The sequence below is a fragment of the Methylobacter tundripaludum SV96 genome, from assembly GCF_000190755.2.
GTDB classification, from domain to species: Bacteria; Pseudomonadota; Gammaproteobacteria; order Methylococcales; family Methylomonadaceae; genus Methylobacter_A; species Methylobacter_A tundripaludum.
Window position 1 is genome coordinate 816,922 of the sequence record NZ_JH109152.1, and the last position, 23,266, is coordinate 840,187.

The window sequence follows — 23,266 nt, forward strand, 5'->3', positions numbered from 1 at the left end:
TTTACTGAAAACTAACACTTACTTCCAACTTCATCTAATAATTATAAAAATGTTACTACAGCGAATTATTACTGCATTAATTCTGGTTCCTCTGGTTGTACTTGCCGTTTTCCAGCTGCAGTCGGAGTATTTTTCATTGCTCATAGGGCTAATTACGCTTTTAGCGGCATGGGAATGGACTAACCTTATCGGCATTAATTCGCCGTTTAAACGCGGATTATTTTTAGTTGCGTTGATTCTGCCCATGTTATGGCTGCATTTTTGGACGCAATTTCTGGAACTGACTGCGCAAGCATTGGATTGGCCTGATGTGAGGGATTATTCAGGCGCTCTGGAATGGCTGGTTATAGCGCCGGTGCTGTTCTGGATATTGGCTATGATATTAATCAGAAACACGCCTGCCGGTGTTTTAAAGCTGGAAATGAAAACTCGCTATAAGGCATTGATAGGCTGGCTTGTTTTATTTGCAACGTGGTTATTTTTGAGTAGATTAAGAGCTTTTTACGGTTCGGAAATGACCTTGTATTTTCTGGTTTTAATCTGGACAGCGGATATTGCAGCTTATTTTGCCGGCAAGAAATTCGGTAAAACCAAGTTGTCACCCGAAATCAGCCCAGGTAAAACGGTTCAAGGTATGTACGGCGCTTTAATAGCCGGAGCCGTTTGGGCGGCTGCTTTTATTGGCTATTATGGCTATCGTGATGGTTTTGTCTGGATGAGGGTAACCGATTTTATACTGTTGTCTGTGCTGACGGTGTTGATTTCTATTTATGGTGATTTGTTTTTCAGTGTGGTCAAACGCCAGCGTGGCGTCAAAGACACCGGTTCAGTACTGCCCGGTCACGGCGGTATTCTGGATAGAATTGACAGCTTGATTGCCGCCGTTCCATTTTTTTATGCGGGTATAGCCGTGATTGGGCTTATGTCATGAAAGGTATTTGCATACTCGGAGCGACAGGCTCAATCGGCGTCAGCACTTTAGATGTGGTAGCCAGACATTCCAGTCTATATAAAGTTATTGCGTTAACGGCCAATACCAATATTGATACCCTCTATGAACAATGTCTGGAACACCATCCTGAAGTTGTCGTCGTAGTGGATGAGCAAAAGGCTAAAATCTTTGAAGAAAAACTTAAAAATTCGGCCATTGCCGATATAAAGGTGTTGTCCGGCGCCAAGGCGCTGGAGCATGTTGCAACGTTGGACAATGTCGATTCAGTCATGGCGGCCATCGTAGGCGCGGCGGGTTTATTGCCGAGTCTTGCTGCGGCAAAAGCGGGTAAAACCATATTGCTGGCCAATAAAGAAGCCCTGGTGATGTCGGGTTCGATTTTTATGCAGGCCGTTACTGAGTCGGGAGCGCAATTGCTGCCTATTGATAGCGAGCATAATGCGATATTCCAGTGCATGCCTGCCGGTTACAAAACCGGTATGCCGGCGAAACAAGCGAGGCGTATTTTATTGACGGCTTCGGGCGGTCCTTTTCGGGAAATGCCGGTTGATCAATTGATCAATGTAACGCCGGATCAAGCGGTCGCTCATCCCAACTGGGATATGGGCAGAAAAATTTCCGTGGATTCGGCAACGATGATGAATAAGGGTCTTGAGATGATCGAGGCTTGTATTTTATTTGATATGACCCCAGATCAGATACAAGTGGTCATTCATCCGCAAAGCGTTATCCATTCGATGGTGGATTATGTGGATGGAACGGTTTTGGCGCAAATGGGCAATCCCGATATGCGCATACCTATCGCCTATTCAATGGCTTGGCCGGAACGGTTTGATTCGGGCGTTGCCCCTCTGAATATTTTTGATGTTGGGCGCATGGATTTCCATGAGCCTAATTTGGAGCGGTTTCCCTGTTTGCGTCTGGCCTATGAGGCTATTGATGCAGGCGGCATCATGCCGACGGTGTTAAATGCGGCCAATGAAATTGCGGTCGAAGCATTTTTAAACGAACAGGTTCGGTTTACCGATATTCCGGTTATTATCGAACGCTGCATGAAAAAATTCGAGGTTAAGGCCGCCGATACCTTGGAAATTATTTTAGACGCAGATCAACAAGCCAGATTGGCATCTGCACAGATTATTGGAGAGCTTAATAATTGATGGATTTTCTGCATACGCTGTTTTATTTCATAGTCGCCATCAGTGTCCTGGTTTCATTTCATGAATTCGGGCACTTCTGGGTCGCGCGTAAAGCCGGGGTAAAAGTACTCCGGTTTTCGGTCGGTTTCGGCAAGGTTTTATGGGCGTATCAAAAAAGTCCTGATGCGACAGCATACGTAATATCGGCAATTCCACTGGGCGGCTATGTCAAGATGGTCGATGAGCGGGAAGGCCAAGTTAAGGAAGCGGACTTGCCGTATGCCTTTAACCGCCAATCGGTATTGGCCAGAACGGCTATAGTCGCCGCAGGTCCCGTGTTTAACCTGGTACTCGCCGTTGCGCTGTTCTGGGGGGCGCTGGTTATTGGCGAAATGGGTATAAAACCGATACTCGGCTCGGTAGAGCAGGGTACATTAGCCGCGGCGGCAGGCTTTGTCGAAGGCGATGAGATTATCTCGGTTAACGACAAGGTGACGCCCACCTGGACTGAGGCAATGAGCGTGTTAGTATCCTCAGCGCTTGATGGGGAACAGAACATAAAGGTTACGGTAAAAAGCTTTGATGATCAGCAAGCTATCAGGACGCTTAAACTTACTGATAAAGACAGTGAAAATCCTGATGTACTATATCAACGATTAGGTTTTAAACTCTGGTCTCCGAAATTACAGCCCATCATAGGGAAAGTCCTTCCCGATAGCGCCGCTCTCGCTTCCGGTTTAAAACAAGGCGACCTGATTGTGAGTGCCGACGGTACAATCATAACCGACTGGATGCAATGGGTGACTTATGTAAAAAGTCACGCCGATGTCGCAATAAAGCTGGAAATCGAGCGCGACGGCGTACGTTTACCCGCAACCATTACCCCCAAAAGCGTGGTTGTGGGCAAGAATACCGAAGGTAAAGTCGGCGCTTCAGTTTATATACCGGAAGAACTGATGAAGTCGGTGAGTGTTGAATATTCATTGTCGCCGCTGGCAGCGATACCTGTTGCCTTCGAAACCACCTATTATTATTCCATTACCAGCTTGAAAATGATGGGAAAAATGCTGGTTGGCAAGGCTTCCGTAGACAACTTAAGCGGTCCTATCAGCATTGCCCAATATGCGGGACAGTCTGCCACGATGGGTTTGGTTCCCTTTATAAAATATTTGGCCTTGATCAGCGTCAGTTTAGGCGTATTGAATTTATTGCCGATACCGGTGCTGGATGGCGGACACTTGCTGTTTTTTGCGATAGAAGGCATTAAAGGCAGTCCTGTTTCAGAGCGGGCGCAAATCTTCTTTCAACAAATCGGCATTGCATTGCTTGTGTCATTGATGGCATTGGCCATGTTTTTGGATGTTGAGCGCTTATTTCAATAATTCAGCAATAAGATACTAAGGTTGGAACTAAGGCGGTTTACTTAAGTGAAGAGTCGATCCTACGCCCTATAAACTCACACAGGAACACTATAACATTATGAAAAAAGTTATTAAGATTGCCGCATTATCATTACTCGGCCTGACTTTATCCGTCGCGCATGCTGATGAAAATGCTATCAGGCAAGCGCTGACCAAATCCATGCCGTCGGTAAAAGTGGGGTCGGTTAAACCCTCTGAAATTAGCGGACTTTATGAAGTTACAGTGGGCGGCAATATATTTTATGTTTCCGACGATGGTAAGTATCTGGTTCAAGGTCACTTGGTCGATGTTGCTGCGCGTGTAGACTTAACCGAAGAGAAATTGAGCGGTGTTCGCAAGCAGGCCATCGAGAAACTCGGTCTGGATAAAATGATCGTGTTCAAACCCAAAGAAAGCAAATATACGGTTAGTATCTTTACCGATATTGACTGCGGTTATTGCCGTAAATTGCATTCGGAAATCGATCAATACATGGCTCAAGGCATTACTATCCAGTATTTGTTCTTCCCAAGAGCTGGCAAAGGTTCCGACTCATACCACAAAGCCGTATCGGTCTGGTGCGCAGATGACCGCAAAGCAGCTTTAACCGCAGCAAAAAAAGGCGATACACCGCCGGCTAAAACTTGTGTCAACCCGATTGACGAGCACATGCAATTGGCTGAGGATTTCGAAGTGAAGGGAACGCCGATGATCGTTACCGAAAAAGGTAATATATTTCCGGGTTACCTGCCCGCAAAGCAGCTGGCTGAAGCGCTGGCAGACGAAAAAGGTCAAAAATAAGCAGATTACCGGTAAAGCAAGGGCGGCTTGATGAGTCGCCCTTGCTTGTCATTCAATAAAGCTAAACCATCCCCTTAAGCCGATAAAGCAACTCCAAAGCCTGTCTCGGGCTAAGTTCATCCGGGCTCATGTCTTCCAGCAACCCAACTGCCGGATGACATTCTTTCGATGAAAACAAATCCAACTGATTAACCCCGGTTTCCGCCTGCTGTTCAATATAGGCATGGTCTTCCAGGTGCCGTAATTTGGCTTTGGCCTTATCGATCACCGAGCGCGGCACACCGGCTAACGACGCCACCTGCAAACCGTAACTTTGGCTGGCCGGGCCGTCTTTCACAGCATGTAAGAAAATAATCTTGTCGCCATGCTCCATCGCATCCAAATGCACGTTATGGATGGTTTTTTGTTCTTCGGGCAGCGTGGTCAGCTCAAAATAATGCGTCGCAAACAGCGTAAACGCTTGGGTTTCTTTAGCCAGATGATCGGCGCAGGCCCAAGCCAGAGACAGGCCGTCAAAGGTACTGGTGCCGCGGCCGATTTCGTCCATCAAGATCAGGCTTTTCGAGGTCGCGTTATGCAGGATATTGGCGGTTTCCGACATTTCCACCATAAACGTGGAGCGACCGCTGGACAGGTCGTCGGACGCGCCGATACGGGTGAAAATCTTGTCGACAGGGCCGCAGGCCAGCGACTTGGCCGGAACATAGCAGCCGATATGGGCGATTAAGACGATCAGCGCCGCTTGGCGCATGTAAGTCGATTTACCGCCCATGTTCGGGCCGGTAATGACCAGCATCCGGCGATTGCTGGAAAACGACAAGTCATTGGGCACAAACGGAATGTCCGAAACCTGCTCGACAACCAGATGACGACCGGCTTCAATGGTTATACCGGGTTGATCGACCAGCTTCGGTTGCGATAAATTCAAAGTTTCGGCGCGTTCGGCAAAATTGACCAGTACATCCAGCTCGGCCAGCGCGGCGGCGCACTGTTGCAACGGAATTAACGAAGCGCCGATGATATTCAGCAATTCTTCGTACAAGGCTTTTTCAAAAGATAGCGATTTTTCCTTGGCGCTGAGCACCTTGTCTTCAAACGATTTCAGTTCCTCGGTAATGTAACGCTCGGCGCCTTTTAAGGTCTGCTTGCGGGTGTAATGTGTGGGGACTTTTTCCGAGTGCAGGTTGGAAATCTCGATATAGTAGCCATGCACACGGTTATAATTGACCTTCAGCGTACTGATGCCGGTCGTCGCCTTTTCCCGGTTCTCCATATCAATCAGAAACTGGTCGGCGTTCTGGCTTAAGTTGCGCAGCTCATCCAGTTCAGGATGATAGCCGGGCGCAATTACGCCGCCGTCGCGGATCAACACCGGTGGATTATCGATGATGGCGCTTTGCAGCAGCTTTAGCATCTCAGGATGTTCGCCGATCTGCCCGCATAACTGCGCAAGCTGCGGGTTATCGCCGTCGGAAAGCGCATGTTGCAGCGCGGGCAGAACCGCCAGGGTATTGCGCAGTACCAGCAAGTCTCGGGGGCGCGCCGATTTTAACGCAATGCGGGAGCTGATCCGTTCAATATCGCCCACTTGGCGCAGATGGCTTTGAATATCGCGGTACAACAGGACATTCAGCAGGGTATCGATACAGGCATAGCGGTTGTTCAGGATGTCGTGATCGCGCAGAGGGCGGTTGATCCAACGCCGCAAACAGCGGCTGCCCATTGCTGTTGCGGTTTTATCCAGCACCCCGAACAGTGTGTATTGCAGCTGTCCGGAGGGGTGAAAATCCAGTTCAAGATTACGGCGGCTGGACGCATCCAGCAAAATACTGTCATCGCTGTTTTCGGTGCGGATGCCCTGAATATGCGGCAGCGCGCTTTGCTGGGTGTCTTTAACATATTGCAGCAAACCGCCTGCCGCAGCGATGGCGGCGGGCATGTTCTCGCATCCGTAACCTTTTAAATCAAGCGTGTTGAACTGTTTTAACACCAGTTGCCTGGCGCTTTCAGCTTCAAAATGCCAGGGTGGTCTCCGGCACAAACCGCCACGCTGCTTTAAGCTTGCGGGTAGCGGCCAGTCTTCGTTAAACAGCAATTCGGCAGGGTTAAGGCGGCCGATTTCGCTTAATAACTGATCGATGGATTCAACCTGTTGCAATACAAAACGGCCGCTGGTTAAATCCAGGCTGGCGATGCCGTGCTGTGCATTGGGGAACGAGCACACTGCGACCAAGAGATTATCTTTCCGGTCTTCCAGCAAGGCTTCGTCGGTGACGGTGCCGGGGGTGACGATACGCACTACCTTGCGATCGACCGGGCCTTTGGACGTTGCAGGATCGCCGATTTGCTCGCATATCGCGATGGATTCGCCGTGCTTTAACAGCTTGGCAAGATAGCCTTCGGCCGCGTGATAAGGAATGCCGGCCATAGGAATCGGCAGGCCCGCCGATTGTCCCCGGCTGGTCAGCGTAATATCCAGCAGTTGCGAGGCTTTTTTGGCGTCATCGAAAAACAGTTCGTAAAAGTCCCCCATACGGTAAAACAACAAGGTATCGGGGTGTTCGGCTTTGATGCGGTGAAATTGCATCATCATCGGCGTGTGCTGGTCGGTGGTTTTTTGTTTTATACTCATGCGTCTATTTTAGCCGAAGTCGCACGAGGTCACATCATGGAGTCTGAATTATTTGAGCTGGCCGAACAACTGGGTCGCTTATTAAAAGCAAACGGTAAATCAATAGCCACCGTCGAATCCTGTACCGGCGGCTGGATTGCCCAAACGATTACCGAAGTGCCAGGCAGTTCAGCCTGGTTTGACCGGGGGTTTGTCACTTATAGCAATATGGCAAAAGTGCAGATGTTGGGTGTCAGTCCGCAAACATTGGAAAACTACGGTGCGGTGAGTGCCGAAACCGCAACGGAAATGGCGGCGGGAGCCTTAGCACACAGCGATGCCGATGTTGCGGTTGCGGTGACCGGCATAGCCGGGCCGGATGGGGGGACGCCGGAGAAACCGGTCGGTACTGTGTTTATCGCATGGGCGGATAAAAATGGGAAAGCCAAGGTAGTTAGAAAGCAATTATCAGGAAACCGGCGGCAAATAAGGGCGCAAACAGTGAAAAGTGCTGTTGAGGGAATGTGGTTATTTTACTGACGTCATGCAACTTGTTGCGGAAGAAAGGACGGGTTTAATTCCGTTACCCGCAGGACTCAAAGCGCGTCAGAAAATAGGTTAGGGCATGATGTGTGGCGAACTGTCACCCACTTTAAAAAATTACGTAATTGTTTTGCTCGTAAGGCAGTTATGTGCGGTAGCGCACAGACGAGTTGCCATTGTTGCGGTTAAGCTACTTTTGAGATTTTTTAACAACAAACTGTTATAATAAGGAACGTTTTCTGTAAGGATGGCATTAACGTAATCGTCGTTCAAACATAGTGTAAATCGAAATGAAATAACGAGATCAATTAAAAGGAACAGTTCATGAAAAGTAAATATAAACATATAGATAAGGAAAATATTATGCTGAAAAATAAATTACTCACTATTGCCTCACTAATCAGTGTAGGTTTCCTGCCGCTGGCACATGCGGCCGATCAAATTCAGGATGATCGGTGGTACGTAGCGCCTTTCGCTTCATTTGTGAAAACCGGTGGCGATCGTAGAGCAAGCGATGGCTGGGGTGGCGGTATGGGCATCGGTAAGATCCTCGATAAGCATTTCAACGTTGAAGTGAAAGGGTTTTATGAAGAGTTTGGCGGTGATAATGGCCCCTGGAGTCTGACTGGCGGCACGGCTGATCTACAGTATTATTTCACCCGCGATAAATTCTCGCCTTATACGGTTGTCGGCGTAGGTGGCATGAACAGTTGTGCTTCCGCTAATTGCGGTGCCAGCGTCATTGGCGAAGCTGGCGTAGGTTTTACCTATGAGTTACACGACAACTTGTTGCTCCGCAGTGATGTGCGTTATCGTTACAACAACAACCTCAATGCGCATGTACAGCCCGGTACAGATGAATTTCATGATATGACGGTTAACGTTGGATTTGTCATTCCGTTCGGCGACAAGCCAAAGCCTGCTGCAAAGGCTGAGGCCCCAATTGCCGTTGCTCCGGTTGCCGCAGCTGAAAGTTGTTCCACCCGCGATTCGGATTTTGACGGTGTTAACGATTGCCTGGATAAATGTCCAGGAACTATCAAAGGCAGCAAAATTGATAACAACGGATGCCCGATCAAGCTTGTGCTCACCGGTCAGCACTTCAAATATAATTCTGCTGAGTTGACGTTGAATGCCAAGGAAATACTTGATGGTGTCGCTGGAAATCTTGTTTCCTATCCTCAGAAAAATGATATTGAGGTTCAGGGACACACCAGCAGCGAAGGAACCAATAAATATAACCTGAAGCTATCACAACGGCGCGCACAATCAGTTGTTGATTATCTTAAACTGAAAGGCGTTACCAACAGACTGACTGCAAAAGGCTATGGCGAAACTCAACCTATTGCCGATAACAGCACGGAAGCGGGTAAGGCTGAAAACCGTCGTGTTGAGTTGATTTGGATTGAAAATTAATAAGGATTTAAGGCCGAACAGTCGGCCGGAATCTTCTTAAATGCTGTAAACACTAAAACCCGCTTTCAAGGCGGGTTTTTTTTGTCAGGTTGTTTGGCCATGACTAATCAACCATAGAGTTCTTATGTTCGATACCGTACAGACTGCAATCGATACTGCCGCTAGACTTAAAATGAGTTTTTAGCTCGCTGTGAGTGATTTATAAGAAAGTGTTTTTTTCTCTGACGATTTTTTAATGAGGACGGTCTTATGTCACTTGGCACACTTTTAAAAATACAACACTTTAAGGAATAGCTCATGAAAACGACAAATAAAGATAAGCAAAAGGTTTTAATCGATAGCGTTCTTGTGGTTACCTGTCTATCAGTTGTTTTAGGACTGGCGGGTTGCCAACAAGAAGGCTCTGCAGAAAAGGCAGGGAAAAAAATCGATCGTGCGGCTGAAAAGGCTGAGCAAAAGATTGATCAAACGACAGAAAAAGCAAAAAAGGAAATTGAAGGCGCAAAGGAGTCGGTAACCGAAAAAACCGGAACAGCGGGAGAATACATCGATGACTCGGTTATTACCACAAAGGTTAAGGCGGCAATTTTAAATGACCCTCTGCTTAATGCATCCCATATCGAAGTAACCACCGACAAAGGCGTAGTGAAGTTGAGCGGTACGGTTGATTCCGAGCCCAGCATCAGCAAAGCGATAGAAGTGGCCAAGAGCCAGAAGAATGTGCTTTCGGTTGAAAGCAGCCTGGTTGTTAATATTATGACGGGTAAATAGGGCTTTGCTTAATAGCCTCTAAATTAAAGACCATTGTATAAAAAAACAATTCAGAGGCGTAACTGCGTTAATGGAAGGCTAAGGGGCGCTCAAAAATCCAAATAATGGTGGTGATAATCCTGTATGTGCCATCGTTATCCCTTACGGCCCACAAGGAGCAATTTTTATGAAACGTTTATGTTTAGCGCTTATTTTTCTCTGCATGCTGAGCGGTTTTTCTGTAGCTGCGGAGGAACAGCTTATTATCAAGCCGCAAACTCAAGGTGAGGTTACGTTTGTCACTGGTGGGGTGGGGGAGGATGAACGGAATGCGATGGAAGCCATGCGGGCTGACTACAACTTGAACCTGCTATTTTCGGTAAGGGGTACAGGAGAATATGTCAGTGACGTCAAGGTTCGTATCACCGATTCACGCGGTAATATACTCATGGAATCCGTGTCTGACGGCCCTATGCTATTCGCCAAACTCAAGCCTGGTCGTTACATCGTTAGCGTAGAACGAGAGGGTCATCAGGTAATCCATAAAGCGGTAACGGTCAAACAGCGAACTTTCATTGTCGTTCACTTGGCCCCAAGAGCAGGGAGACTAGATCGGCATTTCGCCTTCCTTTGAGCATGTCTGTGATATTCCTCGGATACGATTTTCATCTCAGGTGGGTTCTGGCGGCTATTCTGACTCGGCGGGAAGGTTTGCTGTCAATGGGCCATGCCGGGGCGAGGGGAGCAAACGATCGAATTCTGTTTTGACTACTTGGTAACACTCGCAGACCCGTTCTTCCAGTCCCGGTCGATCAAGCACAGTGATACGGCCGCGGCTGTAATCAATCAGTCCCGCTCGCTGCAATTTTCCGGCGGCTTCCGTGACGCCTTCGCGGCGTACGCCGAGCATATTGGCGATTAATTCCTGAGTCATCGTCAACTCGCTTGAAGAGAGCCGGTCAAGGCTTAGCAGCAGCCAGCGGCAGAGTTGTTGGTCCACAGAGTGATGCCGGTTACAGACCGCCGTTTGTGCCATCTGGGTAATCAACGCCTGAGTATAGCGCAACAATAAATGGTGTAACGTTCCGTAGCGGCGCCCTCCAAAGCGGTCGAATTCCTGCATAAGTAAATTCGCCGGCATCCGGTAGGCGTAGCCTGCGCTCTGCACGACGGCTCGATTAGGCATGGTTCCTCCTCCCATGAAGAGTGCGACGCCAATGATGCCATCGTTACCGACCACGGCGATCTCAGCCGATGCGCCATTCTCCATGACATAAAGTAGCGATACGATGCTGGTCGTGGGGAAATAGGCGTGAGACAGCTCGTCCCCCGACTCGTAAAGGACTTTGCCGAGCGGCATCTGGATCAGTTCAAGTTGAGAGGAAAGACGCTCGCATCCATCTGAGGTCAGGGCATCAAGGAGATTGTTTTGTCTAGGGTTATGTAGATCATGCATAAGCAATATCCATATTTGTGGGTCAAGATTGAATGGTTCCACCCATGAGGTTTAGGCTTGGTGGAAAATCCAAGGGGCACAGGATAAAAATACTGCTTATATTTTATAGTATAGGAGATGCTTTAGCTTCAAATTACTGCTCAGGATTGGTTTGGATAAAGCGGGGCTGAACCAGGTGGCGGTCGTAGGGGGATTGCCCCCTGAATCGCCGAAAACTTTTCCAGAATGAGGTGCGGGATCGGGCTTGAAACGTGATTGTAACCACTCGCACCACTAGCGGCAGTCTATTCGATGGACGAACTAAGGCGACTGACCCGGCTCGGCAAAATCAGAGCCTATCATCGCCGACGGCGATTTTATGTGCGATACCGGGGCTGCATCAGATATTGTCGTTAAGTTGTTTTTTACTCAAGGATAATGACTATGAATATTGCAATCGAAACTCTACTGGCACTTGTGATGGGGATATTGATCTTGTTGGTGCCGAGATTTTCGTGGCCGCGTATTTGATTGCCGTGGGTGTCTTGGGGCTAATGCACCATGGCCTCACGTGAGAGGATGATCCTAAAGGTCAATGTCACGCCGTTTGGGAATGGTTTTGAGTTAAGTGTTTTTCTTCAAGAGGAGTGCTGTCATGTCGCTTAGGATTTGGTTGAAAATAACTTCCCGAAACCACTATTTTCGATCGTCGAGCCGTTCGTGCTGAGCTTGTCGAAGCATGATCGGCTTGACGCGGTAGGCCGAAATTTTCCCGCTCACCCTTCGACAAGCTCAGGGCGAACGGAAAAATTTCACTCAATCCATATCGGGAAGTTATTACTGACCATATCCTTAGTACAATTTATTATCCTGATGCTTGTTGGCGTCATTCCAACTTGGCCACATAGCCGGGGGTGGGGCTACGGACCCAGCGGAGGGCTTGGGCTGGTGCTGATTATCTTATTAGACAAAATCTAGTTCGCTTTCAGAGTCAAAGCCGATGCGAGTTGTCTCATTGCAATGTGAGTAGCCAAGCCTGCAAATATGCCCTAATTCGGCATATTATCGGGGAGTTTAGCTTGCTTTGAACCCAATAACCGATCAAAGAACTCATGCATCAGCAATGCGCCGAGTATGAGTAGCGTGCCTGTTGCCACTTTCATGGTCAGCGGTTCATGATTAACGGCATGACCCAACAGCAAAGCCATGACCGGTGAAATTAAAGTAATCAGCGCAACCTTGGTGGCGCTCTGGTGGATCAGTAAATAGTAATAAAGCACAAAGCCGATCGTCGTGGCTATCATCCCCAAGTAGACAATAGATGCCAGACTGATGGGTGAAATTTCAGTCGGCCAATGACCGTCAAACTTTGCCCAGGTAATCAGATAAGCAGGCAGAGACAACAACAGGCCGCCCGTTACCTGGGATAACGCCGGTATTTTTCCGTCAATGCGTTTGACCCAAACCGAACTGACAGCCTGCAAAAAGGTAGATACCAGTACGCCGATGATACCCAACACTGCGTCATGCCCCAATTGCAAGGCCGAGCCGAACATGACCCACAAGCCGCTAATTCCCAGCACATAGGCCAGCAGGTTGCCCAGAGTCAGGCTCCGTTCCCCTAACCAGACCGCCGCCAATAAAGCCGTCATCAACGGTAAAAGGCCGAATATCACCGAAATCCAGCCGGAAGGAATAAATTGCGCCGCCCAATAAACCACCAGCATCGACCCGTAAATTTGTACGGCCACGGCAAGGTAAGTCAGCAGCGCTTTACGATGCCAGGCTAGGCGTTGTCCGGACAGGCCCAGCATCAATAAAATGCATAGCGTACCAATCGCCATTCGTCCGGTTACCCCGAACAGAAACCCCGGACCTTCGCCACTCCATTTGATGGCCAGCGGTGTCGTCGCCCAAAGCAAAACAATACTGATGTAGGCTAGATATATGCGCATTAATTTAAATCGGGTGGTGTAAAGAAAGATGCCGGCACCGCTTTTCGATAGTGCCGCTCATCAATAGATGACTTACTTGACCGGGGCTAATTCAAAAATAATGAGTTCGGCGGCATCGTCGCCGACATTTTCTACCGACATCAGCTCGCCCGTTTCCCAAAAAACTTCACCAGCAGCGTAGGTGTTGGCTTTGCCGCCCTCGATGACTTTTAATGTGCCTTTAACCACATAGCGAGGCCCCGGTCCTTCATGGGTATGCCAAGGTGTTTTAAATGCGGGTGGAAACGCGACCCGTATCATTTTGGTATTGATGTTCGGGCTGGAAAGCTCCAGTTTTTTTTCTAATAAAACGGTTCTATTCAGGCCGGTTTTCTCTTGGGCTGAGACAGCCTGTATGCCGCTCAAGAATAACGCTGTAAGCGTTGCCAGAATAAATCCTGTTGATTTGATGGTTGGTATTTTTAACATCTATCGGCCTCTCGATTTTATGATGGTTAACTGTTTTTCTATTATTTAATAAATTCATCTTATAGCTTTGTTAAAGCAGCTTAAAGAAAAAGTATACGCTACGGCCTGTTTTTTTCTATTTGTTAAATTCTTTAAATGCACACAGAATATGCGCATTATTATAACGCTTTGACCGACTTACCGAATCAGGAGACGAGACTATTGCGGCTCTGGATTTTTTAATGACCGGCATTTAAAACACAACATCGACCTGCGCATGAATATTGACAACATCACTCAAGTAAAAAACTACCTGCTTAATCTGCAAGACCAAATTTGTACGGCGCTGGAATCTGTAGAACCTGAAGCTCGGTTTATTGAAGAGCTTTGGGACAGGGCTGAAGGTGGCGGCGGCCGAACCCGCGTATTGGCCGATGGTCGGGTTATCGAACAGGGCGGCGTTAATTTTTCGCATGTATCCGGTTTTAAACTGCCCCCTTCGGCAACGGCTAAACGCCCGGAACTTGCAGACCGGCAATTTCAGGCGATGGGGGTGTCGCTGGTCATTCATCCCAACAATCCTTACGTGCCGACATCGCACGCCAATGTGCGGTTTTTAATCGCGGAAAAACCGGGTGAACCGACTATCTGGTGGTTCGGCGGCGGTTTCGATTTGACGCCGTTTTACCCGTTTAAAGAAGATGTGCTGCACTGGCATCAAACCGCCCGCGCTGCTTGCCAGCCGTTCGGCGATGATATTTACCCGACTTATAAAAAATGGTGCGACGAGTATTTTTTCCTAAAACACCGGAATGAAACCCGTGGCGTAGGCGGGCTGTTTTTTGATGATTTGAACGAATGGGGTTTTGAGAAGTCTTTCGCTTTTATGCAAAGCGTGGGCAATCATTATATCGACGCTTATCTGCCTATCATACAAAAACGCAAGGACACGCCTTATAGCGACAAGGAACGCGATTTTCAGCTATACCGCCGTGGGCGTTATGTCGAATTTAACCTGGTTTACGATCGCGGCACCTTGTTCGGTCTGCAATCCGGAGGGCGTACCGAATCGATTTTAATGTCCATGCCGCCGGTAGCTCACTGGAAATACAACTGGCAACCCGAGCCGGGCAGTGCAGAAGCCGTGCTTTATGATGAATATTTAAAGCCGCAAAATTGGCTGGGTGCTTGAGTAGGTAATAAAAAAATATACGAAAATTAAAAAATTTTTACCACGGAGACACGAAGAACACGAAGAAAAAACAAAGCAAAAACTTCGTGTCCTTCGTGTCTTCGTGGTGATATGTTTAATACTTCCTGCTTAATCATTAGAACTTGCCTGAGACTAAATTGAAACCTATAATCGAGCATTTTTGTAATGGGCGGCAGGTTGCGGCCTATTTTTCCTTTAATTACAGACGGAAGCGATGACTAGCCACATTATGCCAACTTACGGACGCTTGCCCATAACCTTCGAACGGGGAGAGGGCGCATGGTTGTTTGATCAAAACAATAATCGCTACCTGGATGCGGTATCCGGCATAGCGGTGTGCAGCTTGGGTCATGCCCATCCTGCCGTGCATCAAGCTATCTGCAAACAAAGTGAAAAACTGCTGCACACGTCGAATTTGTACGGTATCGCCGTTCAGGAACAGCTGGCCGACAAGCTGGCCGAAAAAAGCGGCATGGATAATGTCTTTTTTTGCAATTCCGGTGCGGAAGCTAATGAAGCGGCGATCAAATTGGCGCGTAAATACGGTCACGAGCAGGGTATAGAAAACCCGGCGATTATCGTCATGGAAAAAAGTTTCCACGGCCGCACGCTGGCAACGCTGAGCGCTACCGGCAACGCTAAAATCCAACAAGGCTTTGCGCCGTTGGTTGAAGGTTTTATTCGCGTACCGTACAACGACGTCAACGCCATCGAGCAAGCGGTTGAGCTGCACAAGAATGTCGTCGCCGTCTTGGTTGAACCGATACAGGGGGAGGGCGGCGTCAACATTCCCGCCGCCGATTATCTTAACCAAATCCGCAGTCTGTGCGACCAGCATAACCTGCTGATGATGCTTGATGAAATCCAGACCGGGGTAGGTCGTACCGGCAAGTTTCTCGCTTTCCAGCATAACGGGATACTGCCTGATGTGTGTACCTTGGCCAAAGCGTTGGGCAACGGCGTACCCATCGGCGCTTGTCTTGCTCGAGGCAAAGCGGCGAAGATATTCACCGCAGGCAATCACGGCTCTACCTTTGGCGGCAATCCGTTAGCCTGTAGCGCGGCCTTAGCGGTATTGGCGACATTGGATGCTGAAAACCTGATCGAGCAGGCCACGCAAAAAGGCGATGCTATCTGCTCAGCGTTTAAAGACCGGTTACAGGGCAATGCGCATGTTGTCGATATTCGCCACAAAGGCATGATGATCGGCATTGAGCTCGACAGTCCATGCACTGAGTTAGTACATGCAGCGTTGCAAAATAACCTGTTGATTAATGTCACCAGTGAAAAAACCATTCGGTTGCTGCCGCCGTTGATTATTAATCAGCAACAAATCGCTCAACTCGTAGAAACCTTATCGACACTTATTCATAAGCATACAGACACTCCCTATGAATCCTAGACATTTCATCAGCCTGCTTGACTTATCCGGCGACGAACTTCGTAGCTTGATCAACCGAGGCATCGTCCTAAAAAATAACCGCGATCCTGATTACCAACCGTTAAAGGGACAGGTCTTGGCGATGATTTTTGAAAAATCATCGACGCGCACCCGTATTTCATTTGAATCCGGCATGAGTCATTTTGGCGGCAGCGCATTGTTTTTATCGCCCAGAGATACACAGCTGGGTCGGGGCGAGCCGTTGCAAGACAGCGCCAGAGTCATCTCCAGCATGGTCGATTGCATCATGCTCAGGACCGATAAGCACGAAACGGTGACCACCTTCGCCCAATATTCAAGCGTCCCGGTGATCAACGGCTTGACCGACTTGCAGCATCCCTGCCAATTACTGGCCGACATGCAGACTTATTTTGAACATCGCGGCGACATCAAAGGCAAAACGGTGACCTGGATCGGCGACGGCAATAATATGTGTCACTCTTATATCCATGCGGCAACGGTGCTGGACTTCACTTTGAATATCGCCTGCCCAAAAGATTACCAGCCCTTACAAGACATCGTCGAAGCTGCCGGAGAACGCGTCCGGTTCTTTGACACGCCGCTGGCCGCCGCCCAAAATTCAGACCTGGTCGTCACCGATGTTTGGGCCAGCATGGGGCAGGAAGAAGAACAAAAACAACGCGAAATGGCCTTTAAGAATTATCAGGTCAACGCCGAGGTTATGAAAGTTGCACATAACGATGCGCTGTTTATGCACTGTTTGCCCGCCCATCGGGGGGAGGAAGTCAGCGCCGACGTGATTGACGGCGCTCAAAGCGTTATCTTTGATGAAGCTGAAAATCGCCTGCATGCACAAAAGGCATTGCTGGAATTTCTCCTGTGCAAAAAATCACGTTAGAATTAACCTTAATCGCATCGGCCCCCTATCGATTGCGACATATCCACCATTCCCGGCAGTCGGTCGCATAGGTTCCTTACCGATTGCGACACTTCCGCCATCCCTGGCAGTCGTCAGGTGAACAACCATAGAGATTCAAGTGAAAAAAATACTAAACTCGTTTTTTATCCTACTGGTAACTTTGGGTTCAGCCCAGGCTGAAACCGTCTATGTTACCGATAATCTGAATTTATCACTCAGGAGCGAAGAAAATAACACCAGTAAAGTTGTAAAGCTGCTTCCGACCGGCACCCCGCTGACGATAATAGATGAAAACAAAAGCACCGGATTTGCCCACGTCCGCCTGAATGACGGCACAGAGGGCTACATGCCGATCCGTAATACCATGAAGGAACCGCCCAGTCGTTCCCAACTGGACGTTGCCAACAAAAACCTGGCAGCGATACAGTCTGAAAACGCCACGCTTAAAGCCGAGTTAGCCACAATAAAAGAATCTATCACGCCGGGAACGTCACTTGAACAGTCCTTGGCGACAGAACGGGATCAGCTAAGCAGAGAACTCAGCGAACTGAAAAAAACCGCCGCCAGCACCGTGGAATTAAAGAACCAGCGCGATGAACTTCAAGAACGCGTGGTTAATGTTGAACGGGAACTGCAACAATTCAAGCTTGAAAATCAGGCCTTGCAAGACACCGCCAATCAAGACTGGTTTTTATACGGCGGCATACTCGCGCTTATCGGTGTTATTTTAGGATTTATTTTGCCTAAGCTCAGCTGGCGTCGTAGCAGAAGCAGCTGGGATTCGTATTAATTAAGGCAAAAAAGCCCGGCTCCTTCGCCCTTAGACTTTAATTTTTATTATGAGTGACAAAAACACCCGCACCTTCTCTTCTTTGGTTGTTGACGGCATGGAGCGCGCACCGAGCCGCGCCATGTTGCATGCTGTTGGTTTTAACAATGAAGACTTCAAAAAACCGCAAATAGGCATTGCTTCAACCTGGAGCATGGTCACGCCTTGCAATATGCATATCAACAAGCTGGCCGATGCGGCAGCGCTTGGCGTTAACAATGCCGACGGTAAAGCCGTCATCTTTAACACCATCACTATTTCCGACGGCATTTCGATGGGCACCGAGGGCATGAAATATTCGCTGGTATCCCGCGAAGTGATTGCCGACTCGATTGAAACCGTGGTCGGTTGCCAGGGTTTTGACGGTGTCGTCGCGATCGGCGGCTGCGACAAGAACATGCCCGGCTGCATGATGGCTTTGGCACGTTTAAACCGTCCAGCTGTGTTTGTTTACGGCGGAACGATTATGCCCGGCTGCCACAAAGACAAAAAGCTGGATGTGGTTTCGGTATTCGAGGCGGTCGGCGCCAGAGCCAACAACCAGATCGACGATGCCGAACTGGCCGAAATCGAAGCTAAAGCCATTCCGGGCGCGGGTTCCTGCGGCGGCATGTATACAGCTAATACCATGGCCTCAGCCATTGAAGCGCTGGGTATGAGCTTGCCCAACAGCTCAGCCCAGGCCGCCATTTCAAACGACAAACGCCTGGATTGCGAACGCGCCGGCGCTGCCGTTTTGGAACTGCTGAAAAAAGACATCAAGCCTCGCGACATCATGACCAAAGCGGCATTCGAGAATGCCATTACCGTGGTCATTGCACTCGGCGGCTCGACCAATGCAGTATTGCATCTCCTGGCGATGGCTAACGCAACCGGCGTCGATATTACCCTGGACGACTTCACCCGTATCGGCAAACATGTACCGATGCTGGCCGACTTGAAACCCAGCGGCCGTTATCTGATGACCGAATTGATCGAAATCGGCGGTATTCAACCGTTGATGAAAATTCTGTTGGATAAAGGTTTACTGCACGGTGATTGTTTAACCGTGACCGGCCTTACGCTGGCCGAAAATCTGGCTGATGTCTTACCGTATCCTGAAAATCAGGAAGTGATTCACTCCTTGGAAAATCCGATCAAGAAAGACAGTCATTTGGTCGTGTTGTACGGCAATCTGGCCTCCGGCGGTTCGGTCGCCAAAATCACCGGCAAGGAAGGGCTGGTATTTACCGGCACAGCCAAAGTGTTTGAAGCCGAAGAACAAGCGCTGCAAAGCATTTTGAACGGCGATATCGTCAAAGGCGACGTGATTGTTATCCGCTACGAAGGCCCCAAAGGCGGCCCCGGCATGCGGGAAATGCTGTCACCTACTTCGGCGGTCATGGGTAAAGGTTTGGGCAAGGAAGTCGCGTTAATTACCGACGGCCGGTTTTCCGGCGGCACCCACGGTTTCGTGGTTGGGCACATCACGCCTGAAGCCTATGTCGGCGGCGCGTTGGCGATAGTCGAGAATGGCGATACCATCACCATCGACGCGGAAAACAACGAACTGAAACTGCATGTCAACGAACATGAAATCGCCCGTCGCCTCGAAAAGTGGACGCAACCTGCGCCGCGTTATACCCGTGGAGTGTTGGCGAAATATGCCAAGTTGGTGAGTTCGGCTTCATTAGGTGCAGTGACCGATAATTTGGATTGATGTAGGGTACGCTGTGCGTACCTTTTAGAAATTCACCACGAAGACACGAAGAACGCGAAGAAAAGATCCGTAGAATGGGCTAACATAAGGAAGTCCATTGTTTCCATTGATGATAGATTTCGCTATCGCTCTACCCTACATGTATGCGGGCGATTAAGTTTCAATCAGGAGAGAGCCATGACCACCATTACTTTCGATACGCACAGTTTTGTGAAAAAGCTCAAAGCGGTAGGCTTTACCGAAGAGCAGGCCGAAGTATTCGCCAGTGAACAAGCGCGCCTGATTGAAGACAAACTAGCAACCAAAAATGATTTGATCGAACTGGAAAACAATTTACGTCGGGACATGCGTGAACTGGAATATAGGATTATCATCAAGTTGGGTGGTTTGATGGCGGTATCTATTGCAGTTGTCGCTACGTTGGTTAAATTGCTTTAAGTTTGTAACTCGAACGATGCGCTTCGTACCTCGGCAACTGCTCCTGCGTTGCTCTACCTCCTGCATCCATGCAGTCGTCAGCACATCCTACGGTACTTAGTAGTTATCATATATCAGACCTGTATCCTACAGCCGGAGAATGTTGCCGATTAACAGTAAATTTACGCTTTACAACATTGATTATGTGTAAATGGAATTCTTAGAATGAAAGATAAAATTACAAAAACATTCAGCTCATCTGGCTTTCCGTACTTAATAGGTGTGGTGGGATTTTCATCTAGCCTAGTCACAATGTTTATAAACATAAACGACCAGCTATCAATCAAATGGCTGATATTCAGCCTAGTAATTTCAACAACGGTCATACTAATCTTACTAAAGGTTATTTATGATTTGTCACAAGAGACAAAACCATCACTACCTTTTGAGCATCCAATTAAGTATTACCCAGAAGATCAAATTTTTATTATCAAGAAGAACGATAATTTTATAAACAGTATTGTGGTTGGTTGTTATGCGCAACAGGACGAACGTGACAGATTAGCTTATCTTGGTGTTGTGCATCATGTTCAAGACACAGTTATTCAAATAAAAATACGATTCGATTTTGGAATTGTTGAAAAAATGTTATTTACAAGCGAGCAACTAAAAAACATCACTGTGCGCCCTGTCGTACCAATGACAGCATTAGAGCAGTTCAGTAACTTGGAGAATTAAAATGAGTGTTCGATACGTTGGAAAAGTTAGCCAGGTTAGGGACGAATTTACGGTAGTTATAAATATGGGTTCAGAAAAGGGGGTTGTGGAAGGTGACAAATTTTTAATTATTGGTCTTGGTGAAGAAATCGTTGATCCCGATACTCAGGAAGCACTTGAACAACTTGAAATTGTTCGAGGGAAAGCATCCGTTATTAATGTACAAAATAAAATTTCAACTCTTAAATCTTATGAATATGAAAAATCATCAGATGTAAAAGAAATAACGAAGGTTACTGGTGGATATGGCATGAGTGGGATACTAGGTCAAAATACAGTAACTGAATCTATCAAACCTGGTACATCATACCTCAAGGAGCTAGAGGGTGTTCAGGTTGGCGACTGTGTAATTAAGCTCTAGCATGATAACGCGGTAAGAACCGTAGGGGTTTAGTAAGGAAACTCACCACACACTAATAAAATAATCATGGAACCACAAAAATCTTTCGTCAGCTGGTTTAGAGACTCATCCCCTTACATTCACGCCCACCGTAACAAAACCTTTGTTATTTTCTTTGGTGGCGAGGCGGTGCTGGCTGATGATTTCGATCACCATGTTCACGATTTTGCCTTACTCAACAGCCTGGGCATACGCCTGGTTTTGGTCCACGGCATACGTCCGCAGATCGACCAGCGACTTGCCAAACTGGACGTTCCCGCCCGCTTTCATAACAACTTGCGCATTACCGACGATGTAGCTTTGCAATGCGTTAAGGAAGCTGCCGGATTGGTTCGCGTGGAAATTGAAGCCTTGTTATCGATGGGGCTGGCTAACTCGCCTATGGCGGGGGCCAAGATCAAGGTGGCCTCAGGTAATTTTGTTGTCGCCAAACCGATAGGCGTGATTGACGGTATTGATTACTGTCATACCGGCGAAGTTCGTCGTATCGACAGCGCGGCCATTCATCAGCAGCTTGACCAGGACAATGTGGTGTTAATCTCGCCGGTTGGCTATTCGCCGAGCGGCGAAGTCTTCAATCTGTCGGCCGAGCAAGTCGCCACGGCGGTTTCGATTGCGTTGAAAGCCGAAAAACTGGTTTTGTTAACAGAACAAAGCTGCTGCAATCCCGATAACGGCGAACAAATTCAGCAAATGACCACCGCTGAAGCCGACACATTCTTACAACAACATCCGGGCATATCCACCAGCATCAGCTTGCCGCTCAAAGCGGCGATGCAAAGCTGTCAATCCGGCATCGACCGTGTGCATTTGATTGATAGAACCATCGACGGCGCGTTATTGCTGGAATTATTCAGCCGTGACGGCATCGGCACGCTGATCAGCTCCACGGCGTTTGAAGAATTGCGCCCGGCGACACTGAACGACATTGGCGGCATTCTGGAGTTGATCAAGCCGCTGGAGCAGCAAGGCAAGCTGGCCAAGCGCTCCCGAGAAAAAATTGAAATGGAAATTGCCGACTATATTGTTATCGAGCGCGACGGCCTGATCATCGGCTGCACCGCGTTGCACCCCGATGTGCAAAACCGGTTCGGCGCGATTGCCTGCCTTGCCGTACATCCCGATTATCAGGGATCGGCCAGAGGCAATCGCATGCTTGAATATGTTTATCGCAGGGCAGGGGAACTCAGGCTTAAAAAATTATTCGTGTTGTCTACGCAAACCATGCACTGGTTTATTGAACGGGGATTTTTATCGTCGAATATTACCGATCTTCCCGATCAGCTCAAGGCGCTGTATAACCCGCAAAGAAACTCCAAAGTTCTCTGTAAAGACATTTCATAACAACTTCCCATGACGAATAACACCGCCTGTATATCAATCCTGCAACTATCCGATTTGCATATTCTGGCGGCTCCGGAAGATAAAATGATGGGGATTAATACCGAGCATTATTTCAATGCCTGCCTTGAACAGGCTTTTACTGAAAAACATCATTTCGATTTGATTATGCTGACCGGCGACTTGGCTCAGAATCCTTGTCCTGCCAGCTACCGGCGCATCTTAACCAGCCTTGAAGCTCATGAAACGCCATGCATCTGCCTGCCCGGCAATCATGACGATTATGAACTCATGCAACAGGTATTTAATACCGACAGGATTAACTGCCGCAAACAGGTTAAGCTGGGTAGTTGGCAGCTGATTAGCCTGAACAGCCAAATACTTGGAGAACCCGGCGGCCGTGTGTCAAAAGAGGAATTGGACTTTCTTGAAAACTGTTTAACTGAGAACCCGGATCGTCACGCGCTTATCGCAGTCCATCATCATTTTCTGGAAACTAAAAGTCCGTGGATGGATACCATGATCATAGAAAACAGTCAGGAATTATTGGCAGTAGTAGACCAATACCCTCAAGTAAAAGTCATAACCACCGGTCATATCCACCAAGTCATGGATATAAAAATAGCGACCTTTCGGGTATTGGGCGCACCTTCTACCTGCTTTCAATTTGCACCCGAAACCCCTGAATTCAGTGTCAGCGATACGGCTCCGGGTTATCGATTAATAGAGCTGTATGCAGATGGCCGGGTCGAATCCGAAGTTATCCGCTTGCCGGAGCCATTGACTGAGTTGCAAGCGAATAAGCATGGATATTGAAAA

Annotated in this window: 23 protein-coding genes; 19 read left to right on the forward strand and 4 right to left on the reverse strand. The window is 48.2% G+C overall.

What is annotated here, in order from left to right; all coding sequences use genetic code 11:
• The first annotated feature begins 49 nt into the window (after window positions 1–49).
• The 4 genes from METTU_RS03670 (at window position 50) to METTU_RS03685 (ending at window position 4,293) form a co-directional block, all read left to right on the forward strand.
• Window positions 50–931 carry a phosphatidate cytidylyltransferase gene (locus METTU_RS03670; protein ID WP_006889949.1) on the forward strand — a complete coding sequence of 294 codons (882 nt, stop codon included), beginning with the start codon at window positions 50–52 and terminating at the stop codon, window positions 929–931.
• Complete coding sequence (gene ispC / locus METTU_RS03675; RefSeq protein ID WP_006889950.1) at window positions 928–2,112, forward strand: 1-deoxy-D-xylulose-5-phosphate reductoisomerase; 1,185 nt, start codon at window positions 928–930, stop codon at window positions 2,110–2,112. The genes METTU_RS03670 and ispC overlap by 4 nt, the downstream gene beginning before the upstream one ends.
• The gene (rseP, locus tag METTU_RS03680; protein WP_006889951.1) at window positions 2,112–3,473 is read left to right on the forward strand and encodes an RIP metalloprotease RseP; all 1,362 of its coding nucleotides are present in this window, start codon (window positions 2,112–2,114) and stop codon (window positions 3,471–3,473) included. Before ispC ends, rseP begins: the two co-directional genes overlap by 1 nt.
• A 97-nt stretch (window positions 3,474–3,570) precedes the next feature.
• Complete coding sequence (locus METTU_RS03685; protein WP_006889952.1) at window positions 3,571–4,293, forward strand: DsbC family protein; 723 nt, start codon at window positions 3,571–3,573, stop codon at window positions 4,291–4,293.
• 61 nt (window positions 4,294–4,354) lie between these two features.
• Here the strand turns inward: METTU_RS03685 and mutS are convergent, their stop codons facing one another.
• On the reverse strand, window positions 4,355–6,925 hold the full coding sequence (gene mutS, locus METTU_RS03690) for a DNA mismatch repair protein MutS (RefSeq protein ID WP_006889953.1): 2,571 nt from the start codon (window positions 6,923–6,925) through the stop codon (window positions 4,355–4,357).
• A 36-nt stretch (window positions 6,926–6,961) separates the two neighbouring features.
• Here mutS and METTU_RS03695 point away from each other — a divergent pair, with 36 nt between their 5' ends.
• The 4 genes from METTU_RS03695 (at window position 6,962) to METTU_RS03710 (ending at window position 10,247) form a co-directional block, all read left to right on the forward strand.
• The gene (locus METTU_RS03695) at window positions 6,962–7,444 is read left to right on the forward strand and encodes a CinA family protein (RefSeq protein ID WP_006889954.1); all 483 of its coding nucleotides are present in this window, start codon (window positions 6,962–6,964) and stop codon (window positions 7,442–7,444) included.
• A gap of 327 nt (window positions 7,445–7,771) precedes the next feature.
• The gene (locus METTU_RS03700; protein ID WP_006889955.1) at window positions 7,772–8,863 is read left to right on the forward strand and encodes an OmpA family protein; all 1,092 of its coding nucleotides are present in this window, start codon (window positions 7,772–7,774) and stop codon (window positions 8,861–8,863) included.
• 297 nt (window positions 8,864–9,160) lie between these two features.
• Complete coding sequence (locus METTU_RS03705; RefSeq protein ID WP_006889956.1) at window positions 9,161–9,634, forward strand: BON domain-containing protein; 474 nt, start codon at window positions 9,161–9,163, stop codon at window positions 9,632–9,634.
• A 166-nt stretch (window positions 9,635–9,800) separates the two neighbouring features.
• Complete coding sequence (locus METTU_RS03710) at window positions 9,801–10,247, forward strand: hypothetical protein (RefSeq protein ID WP_006889957.1); 447 nt, start codon at window positions 9,801–9,803, stop codon at window positions 10,245–10,247.
• Between the two features lie 54 nt (window positions 10,248–10,301).
• Here METTU_RS03710 and METTU_RS03715 read toward each other — a convergent pair whose 3' ends face one another.
• The gene (locus METTU_RS03715; protein ID WP_006889958.1) at window positions 10,302–11,069 is read right to left on the reverse strand and encodes a Crp/Fnr family transcriptional regulator; all 768 of its coding nucleotides are present in this window, start codon (window positions 11,067–11,069) and stop codon (window positions 10,302–10,304) included.
• A 699-nt stretch (window positions 11,070–11,768) separates the two neighbouring features.
• Here METTU_RS03715 and METTU_RS25045 point away from each other — a divergent pair.
• Entirely contained in the window at window positions 11,769–12,026 is a 258-nt protein-coding gene (locus METTU_RS25045; RefSeq protein WP_436969944.1) for a DUF3309 domain-containing protein, read from the forward strand.
• A 71-nt stretch (window positions 12,027–12,097) separates the two neighbouring features.
• Here the strand turns inward: METTU_RS25045 and METTU_RS03720 are convergent, their stop codons facing one another.
• Both METTU_RS03720 and METTU_RS03725 read right to left on the reverse strand, forming a co-directional pair.
• Complete coding sequence (locus METTU_RS03720) at window positions 12,098–13,003, reverse strand: DMT family transporter (RefSeq protein ID WP_006889959.1); 906 nt, start codon at window positions 13,001–13,003, stop codon at window positions 12,098–12,100.
• A gap of 72 nt (window positions 13,004–13,075) precedes the next feature.
• On the reverse strand, window positions 13,076–13,471 hold the full coding sequence (locus METTU_RS03725) for a cupin domain-containing protein (protein WP_006889960.1): 396 nt from the start codon (window positions 13,469–13,471) through the stop codon (window positions 13,076–13,078).
• 256 nt (window positions 13,472–13,727) lie between these two features.
• Between METTU_RS03725 and hemF the strand changes: the two genes are divergently transcribed.
• From hemF to cpdA, 10 genes are all read left to right on the forward strand, one after another.
• On the forward strand, window positions 13,728–14,642 hold the full coding sequence (hemF, locus tag METTU_RS03730; RefSeq protein WP_006889961.1) for an oxygen-dependent coproporphyrinogen oxidase: 915 nt from the start codon (window positions 13,728–13,730) through the stop codon (window positions 14,640–14,642).
• Between the two features lie 235 nt (window positions 14,643–14,877).
• On the forward strand, window positions 14,878–16,065 hold the full coding sequence (locus METTU_RS03735) for an aspartate aminotransferase family protein (RefSeq protein ID WP_006889962.1): 1,188 nt from the start codon (window positions 14,878–14,880) through the stop codon (window positions 16,063–16,065).
• Window positions 16,055–16,963, forward strand: coding sequence for an ornithine carbamoyltransferase (gene argF / locus METTU_RS03740; protein ID WP_006889963.1), 909 nt, complete (start codon window positions 16,055–16,057; stop codon window positions 16,961–16,963). Before METTU_RS03735 ends, argF begins: the two co-directional genes overlap by 11 nt.
• Before the next feature lie 139 nt (window positions 16,964–17,102).
• Entirely contained in the window at window positions 17,103–17,774 is a 672-nt protein-coding gene (locus tag METTU_RS03745; RefSeq protein ID WP_006889964.1) for a TIGR04211 family SH3 domain-containing protein, read from the forward strand.
• A 49-nt stretch (window positions 17,775–17,823) separates the two neighbouring features.
• Complete coding sequence (gene ilvD, locus METTU_RS03750) at window positions 17,824–19,512, forward strand: dihydroxy-acid dehydratase (protein ID WP_006889965.1); 1,689 nt, start codon at window positions 17,824–17,826, stop codon at window positions 19,510–19,512.
• A gap of 177 nt (window positions 19,513–19,689) precedes the next feature.
• Window positions 19,690–19,950, forward strand: a complete 261-nt coding sequence (locus METTU_RS03755; protein WP_006889966.1) for a hypothetical protein — start codon at window positions 19,690–19,692, stop codon at window positions 19,948–19,950.
• A gap of 204 nt (window positions 19,951–20,154) precedes the next feature.
• Window positions 20,155–20,667 carry a hypothetical protein gene (locus METTU_RS03760; protein WP_006889967.1) on the forward strand — a complete coding sequence of 171 codons (513 nt, stop codon included), beginning with the start codon at window positions 20,155–20,157 and terminating at the stop codon, window positions 20,665–20,667.
• A gap of 1 nt (window position 20,668) precedes the next feature.
• Window positions 20,669–21,067 (forward strand): hypothetical protein, encoded by a 399-nt coding sequence (locus tag METTU_RS03765; RefSeq protein ID WP_006889968.1) that lies wholly within the window; start codon window positions 20,669–20,671, stop codon window positions 21,065–21,067.
• Window positions 21,068–21,133: 66 nt separating this feature from the next.
• Window positions 21,134–22,450: an amino-acid N-acetyltransferase gene (argA, locus tag METTU_RS03770; protein WP_006889969.1), complete on the forward strand. Its 1,317-nt coding sequence runs from the start codon at window positions 21,134–21,136 to the stop codon at window positions 22,448–22,450.
• Between the two features lie 9 nt (window positions 22,451–22,459).
• Window positions 22,460–23,263, forward strand: coding sequence for a 3',5'-cyclic-AMP phosphodiesterase (gene cpdA / locus METTU_RS03775; protein WP_006889970.1), 804 nt, complete (start codon window positions 22,460–22,462; stop codon window positions 23,261–23,263).
• The last annotated feature ends 3 nt before the right edge of the window (window positions 23,264–23,266 follow it).